The 5,366-nt window shown below is 53.4% G+C and carries 6 protein-coding genes and 1 pseudogene; 2 read left to right on the top strand and 5 right to left on the bottom strand.

What is annotated here, in order from left to right; genetic code table 11:
• Positions 1–93 (bottom strand): DUF6388 family protein (locus RTK32_RS21360; protein ID WP_409451115.1); only part of this gene is annotated, 93 nt, incomplete at its 3' end.
• A 155-nt stretch (positions 94–248) separates the two neighbouring features.
• On the opposite strand from RTK32_RS21360, the gene yedD reads away from it, so the two are divergent.
• A complete protein-coding gene (yedD, locus tag RTK32_RS18355) occupies positions 249–725 on the top strand; it encodes a lipoprotein YedD (RefSeq protein WP_312046509.1) in 477 nt (158 codons plus the stop codon).
• 354 nt (positions 726–1,079) lie between these two features.
• Here the strand turns inward: yedD and amyA are convergent, their stop codons facing one another.
• The 4 genes from amyA to fliD form a co-directional block, all read right to left on the bottom strand.
• Positions 1,080–2,561, bottom strand: a complete 1,482-nt coding sequence (gene amyA / locus RTK32_RS18360) for an alpha-amylase (protein ID WP_312046511.1) — start codon at positions 2,559–2,561, stop codon at positions 1,080–1,082.
• 126 nt (positions 2,562–2,687) lie between these two features.
• Positions 2,688–3,056, bottom strand: a complete 369-nt coding sequence (gene fliT, locus RTK32_RS18365) for a flagella biosynthesis regulatory protein FliT (protein ID WP_312046513.1) — start codon at positions 3,054–3,056, stop codon at positions 2,688–2,690.
• The gene (fliS, locus tag RTK32_RS18370) at positions 3,056–3,463 is read right to left on the bottom strand and encodes a flagellar export chaperone FliS (protein ID WP_312046515.1); all 408 of its coding nucleotides are present in this window, start codon (positions 3,461–3,463) and stop codon (positions 3,056–3,058) included. The genes fliT and fliS overlap by 1 nt, the downstream gene beginning before the upstream one ends.
• A 16-nt stretch (positions 3,464–3,479) precedes the next feature.
• The gene (gene fliD / locus RTK32_RS18375; RefSeq protein ID WP_312046517.1) at positions 3,480–4,925 is read right to left on the bottom strand and encodes a flagellar filament capping protein FliD; all 1,446 of its coding nucleotides are present in this window, start codon (positions 4,923–4,925) and stop codon (positions 3,480–3,482) included.
• Positions 4,926–5,275: 350 nt separating this feature from the next.
• On the opposite strand from fliD, the pseudogene RTK32_RS18380 reads away from it, so the two are divergent.
• Positions 5,276–5,366, top strand: a pseudogene (locus RTK32_RS18380) (flagellin FliC); the annotation flags it as partial.

A 5,366-nucleotide genomic window follows, 5' to 3' on the forward strand; every position in this document is an offset into this window, starting at 1 on the left:
TTGGGTCAGCGCGGCGATACCGGCTTTGATTTCCGGGTGCGCTTCCAGAAAAAGGGCGGTGGCGGCAACGTAATATTCTTCGATGGTCTTCATAGCAGGGGTCCGGCAAAAAATGATGCGCCAGTTTACACGTCCGGCGTCTTTTCGGCATCTGCTGTTGAAAAGAGTCCGCGTCAGGGCGAGACAGCTTGAATTGTACGGGCAAAAGATTATAACGTAGCGCCTGGTTGACGAGTCAGGAACTGAAAATGAAAAAGTGGATTTTAACGGCCGCCGTCGTGCTGGCTGGCTGCGCGCAAACACCTGATTTTCAGAGCGCGGTCAAAACGCCGCCGCCTGCAAATCTGGTCGGTAACTGGCAGACAATGGGGCCGCAGAAAGGGCTGATAAGCAAAGAGGCAAAAGCCAGCCTGATTATCACCGCCGAGGGCGATACGCTGGACTGCCGTCAGTGGCAACGGGTGATTGCCAAACCGGGTAAGATCACCCTGTTCTCGGGCGACTGGGTTAACGTGAATAATGAAGCCCGCGTGATGCCGCTGGCGCTGGAAGGGCGCGAGCTGCGCTACGACAAGCTGGTACTGCAAAAAGTGCAGCAGCCCACTGCCGAATGTCAGGAGGCGCTCAAACATGCTACCGATCGGGTGCAGGCGAACAAAGCGGCTAAAGCACCCGGCAACGGCAGGTCGCATCATAAAGTCATGATGAAAAACGGTAAGTCCTGAGTCAGTGAAAAGCGCCCCCGTCGCTGAAGCGGTGGGGGGGGCTTTTAAAAAGGCTGGGCTGGCCGCCCGACTGAAAAAAGAAAGCCTGGCCCGGGCAGGATAACGTAACCGATTTGCCGACACTACCTGATGGCCATGCCTGCGGCCAGGCAGGCAAACCCCTTACTCACGCTGTACAGGCAGGCAAAACAGAGAAGCGGACGGCTAAAGGTCAGGGGAGTCAGGTAAACACGGTGGGAAATCATGGCCGGGCCAGCCTGATGTGCCGCCCTCCGCCGAGTCGGGAATGTAAAGACAACGCGCATCGGCATCCGTGCCAATGCGCGTTTTAAATATCCACTACTCAAACGTTTATTAAATCTCCAATACCCAAACGCTGACGCTGCCTGCATTGCAGAAGAACGTCGCGTTGCCTTCCACGTCAGAAGTCACTTTCTCTTCGCGATGGCCCAAATAGTCATACCAGGTTTTGCCGGCAAAATCATCGCCCAGCGGCAGCGTTTTCTCGCCCTGTTCCCCGTTTGACATGATCACCACGCAGCCCGCGTGTTCATCGGTGCCGCTCCGCGCAAAAGCCACGCAGTTCGGATGATCGAACCATTCGGTCTGGATGCCGTGCGCGTAATCCTGGCGCGCGCGCAGTAAAGCCTCCAGTTCCGGGATCGCTGGCATATCAATCTGATACTCTTCGCCGTCGCCGCCGGTGTCTTTATAGCTGGCACCGAACAGGTCAGGGTAGAAGACGGCGGGGACGCCCTGTTCACGCAGCAGGATCAGCGCATAGGCCAGCGGTTTAAACCACGGCTCTACCGGCGCTTCTAATGACTGGAGCGGCTGGGTATCGTGGTTGGCGACAATCGTAACAGCATGCCAGTGATCGTGTTCGACCAGCGTGCCGCTGAAGATTTGGCTAAGATCGAAATTGGCCCCTTCGCGGGAAGCGTTGTGGAATCTCATTTGTAGCGGGGCGTCGAACAGCATGGTTTTGCCTTCGACCTGATGAATATAGTTTTGCAGTTTCTCGACTTCGTGCGACCAGTATTCCGCGACGATGAACATCGGCTGCTCCGCCACTTCCTGAATATGGTCGATCCACTGCTTATAAAACCAGGCGGGAATGTGCTTCACCGCATCCAGACGAAAGCCGGTACAGGGCAGCTGCTGCATCATCCAGCGAGCCCAAAACTTCAGCTCTTCCGTCACGGCGCGATTGCGAAAATCGATATTGGCGCCCATCAGATAATCAAAATTGCCCAGCTCGTCGTCCACCTGCTCGTTCCAGCCGTCGCCGGTATAGGCATTGATAATCTTAAAGACGCCATACTCCTCCGGGTTATCAATACAATCCACGCCGTTAAAGCATTTATAATCCCAGGTGAATTTTGAGTATTGGCCGCCACGGCCGGGAAAAGTAAAGCGGGTCCAGGCTTCGGCTTCAATGACCTCGTCATCAATCTCTTCCCGATTGTCAGGATTGACACGATTAACCTGCACTTTCTCTTTTTCGTCAGCGCCCATCTTATGGTTAAAGACCACGTCCATAATGACGCCAATCTCTTGCGCTCTCAATGCGTTAGCCGCCGCTATCAGCTGCTCTTTGTCACCGTATTTGGTGGCACGGCTGCCTTTCTGTTCAAATTCCCCAAGGTCAAAAAGATCGTAAGTGGCATAGCCTACGCCCGTGCCGCCTTCTGAGCTTTTATAGGCCGGTGGCAGCCAGACATCCGTGATCCCCGCCTGCGCCAGCCATTCAGCGCGTTCAGCCACTTCTGGCCACAGCCTGCTTCCTTCGGGGTAATACCAGTGAAAGAACTGTAATAATGTGGGGTTACGCATGCCATTGCTCCAATAGTCATCAGCGGGAAACTGAAGTATGGAGGAGGCGGCGGGAAAAGCGCGGTAAGCGCAGAAATATTTTCCGCTGCGCTTACTGGCTTCGCTCGGCTAAGATGCCGGAAGGGATTAAACGCCCTGGGCGTTTTGCGGGAACAGGATGACACCCGCCATGCCGCCATAGGCCTGATTAACCGTTTTCTGGCGGCTGGTCTGACTCATTAGCTCTGCCAGCTCTGCCTGACGTGCCTGCAGTAAAGTTTTCAATTCTGCTTCATTGGAAAGGATATGGCGCAGCACAGGACGCAACTGATCCTGAGTCTGAGCCGGGACGGGTGTCTGCTGCGTAGACTCCGCCAGTTTTCCCACCGCACTGACATAATCAACTTCCATTTCAATCAATTTATCCCACTCACCCTCTGTTGCCAGACGCAACATTGACTGGCTGAGCACTAAAAGCTGTTGGTAAAGCGAGAGCAGATGCGGTGCAATATTCATTAAACGGCGTCCTGAAAAACAGTAGTAGCAGTAACCTCTTTCCAGGCATCGGCAATGTTGCGCAGCAGATCTTCTACTTCCTGAACGGCAGCAACATTATTCTGCAAATTACCCTGAAGAAGGCGTCTTATCATATAGTCATAGAGCGCGAGCAGGTTAGCAGCCAGTTCATCGCCGCTTTCCTCCACCAGACCCACTTTCAGGCCGTTTTCAATGATGTTGATGGCTTTGGAAATGGCGTTACCTTTGCCTTCAATCTGCCCGTCCTGCATAAACAGCCGTGCGCGAACCAGGGCGCTAAGCGCCCCGTCGAACAACAGCGTGGTCAGCTGCTGCTGGCTGGCACCCAGCACGCTGCTTTCCAAACCTACTTTGCGGTAGAGCTGTGCTCCTGAATCTTTGTACATATCGTCCCCGGCTTACTTAGCTGGATGAAGTTGAAGAGAACTGCGACGTCAGGTAGGTCGACGTGTTGGTCAGCGAGTTCACGAGCGAACTAAGGTTCGTAAACTGCGTTTTATACCTGGCCATCGTCGCGTCAATCGAGTCGCTCATTTGATCGTAACGATCGCTCAGCGTTTTCAGCGTATCGTTAATGCCGTCCTTCGCGTTTTGAATGATCCCTTCTTTGCCTACCGTCGTACTCAGCATGGAGGTCAGCGTGCTGTCCAGCTTGGTAGCGAAACCGGTAGAGGTGCCGTCGCCGATAAAGAACTGGCTGACAGCCTGCGGGTTATTGGTCAGCGCCGTAGTCAGTTTGGTGTCGTCCACGGTCAGCGCGCCGGTTGAGCCGTCACTCTGGGTACTCGGGTCGATAGTGACGCCCAGCTGCGCTAAAATTGAGTAAGAGCCGCCCTGCACCGTAGTCAGGATCGAGTTCATACTGTTTTCTACCGCACGCACGGTACTGTCACCAATCAGCGCACCGTTGCTGCTTGACTGAGACTGACCAGCCGTGACAGCTGTATATTTGGTCACCGAAGCTATGGTCGACTTCAGCGAGTTATAAGCCGTGACAAAAGCATTGATGGTTTTTTTGCTGTCGTCAATGGAGCGTGAAACCGTCAGTGTCTCGGTAGACGCATCTTTACTTGGGGCGTTCAGGTTCAGGGTCACGCCGGTTAAAGCATCGCTAATATTGTTGCTGCTGCGCTCAATCGCCACGCCGTTAACGCTCAGCTTGGCGTTTTGAGAAGCTGTCTGCACCGACATGTTCTGTGTGCCGCTGGCGCTGGCACTGTAGCCAATGGCGCTTTGCAACGTATCGTCGCCGGTCACGCTGATGGTCATATCACTGTCGGTACCGGTGGTCTTCGAGCTGAGCATCAGGCGGTAGTCACCGCTGGAGGCTTTAATAATGCTGGCGCTGACGTTACCGGCGCTTTTGTTAATAGCATCAGCAATACCAGACAGCGATGTCTGGCTATCGGTCAGCGTGAGCGTAAGCGGCGTGCTGCTGCCGCCCTGGGCAATGGTCAGCGTGCGGCTGTTGCCGCTGGTGGTACCACCCAGCGCGGTGCTGTTGCTGCTGAACGAACCGGACATCAGCGTCTGTGCTTTAGCAATCTGCGTAACGTTAACGCTGTAGTCGCCGGTGGAGGCCGTCGCGCTGGTCGTGGCGGTAAAAGCGGTATTGGTGCTGGTAACCGCCGTTGCGCTAAAAGCCGCTGGCTTGGTTAATGCCGCCGCTGCCGTTTCCAGTGCTGCCATAGAGCTCTGCAGCTTGCTGTAAGAGCTGAGCTGGGAATTATAGGTAGACTGCTGCTTAGTAATCGTCGTCAGCTTTGTCTTCTCAGCGGTTTCTAAGCTGGTATAAAGGCTATCCAGATCGAGGCTGGTACCGACTCCGAGCGAGCTTACACTTGCCATGAGAGATCCTTAAGAATGAGATAGGTGCAAAACACATATCGGCCGCTGAGATAAAAAGTTTACGCCAGAGGGAAAATTTTAATAGGCAGAATAAGCAGGGAATCTATAGGTAATTAGAGAGATCGTTTCTGCAACCTGCGGCTATTATGATGAGAGTGGTAGCGTGTAAAACGGGCAGTTGGAAGGACATAATAAAGGTAATTTCATGTGTCAATACAGCGGATTAACAGGTTTTTCACTTTTTTTCTAAAGTTCAGATTAACCTAACCGATAACTTCAGTAACGGTGACAGACGCCGTGAGCGTGAAAAGCTCAGCCTAACAAACTAACTGATTTTGAAGGAAACTATTATGTCCGTTATTAACACTAACATCATGTCACTGACTACTCAGAACAACCTGAACAAATCACAGGCTTCTCTGAGCACCGCTATCGAGCGTC

The organism is Erwinia sp. (assembly GCF_031978025.1).
Lineage (GTDB): Bacteria > Pseudomonadota > Gammaproteobacteria > Enterobacterales > Enterobacteriaceae > Erwinia.

Excerpts from the sequence above, each read along its gene's own strand:
- yedD (WP_312046509.1), top strand. The coding sequence starts at position 249 with ATGAAAAAGTGGATTTTAACGGCCGCCGTCGTGCTGGCTGGCTGCGCG.
- amyA (WP_312046511.1), bottom strand. The coding sequence starts at position 2,561 with ATGCGTAACCCCACATTATTACAGTTCTTTCACTGGTATTACCCCGAA.
- fliT (WP_312046513.1), bottom strand. The coding sequence starts at position 3,056 with ATGAATATTGCACCGCATCTGCTCTCGCTTTACCAACAGCTTTTAGTG.
- fliS (WP_312046515.1), bottom strand. The coding sequence starts at position 3,463 with ATGTACAAAGATTCAGGAGCACAGCTCTACCGCAAAGTAGGTTTGGAA.
- fliD (WP_312046517.1), bottom strand. The coding sequence starts at position 4,925 with ATGGCAAGTGTAAGCTCGCTCGGAGTCGGTACCAGCCTCGATCTGGAT.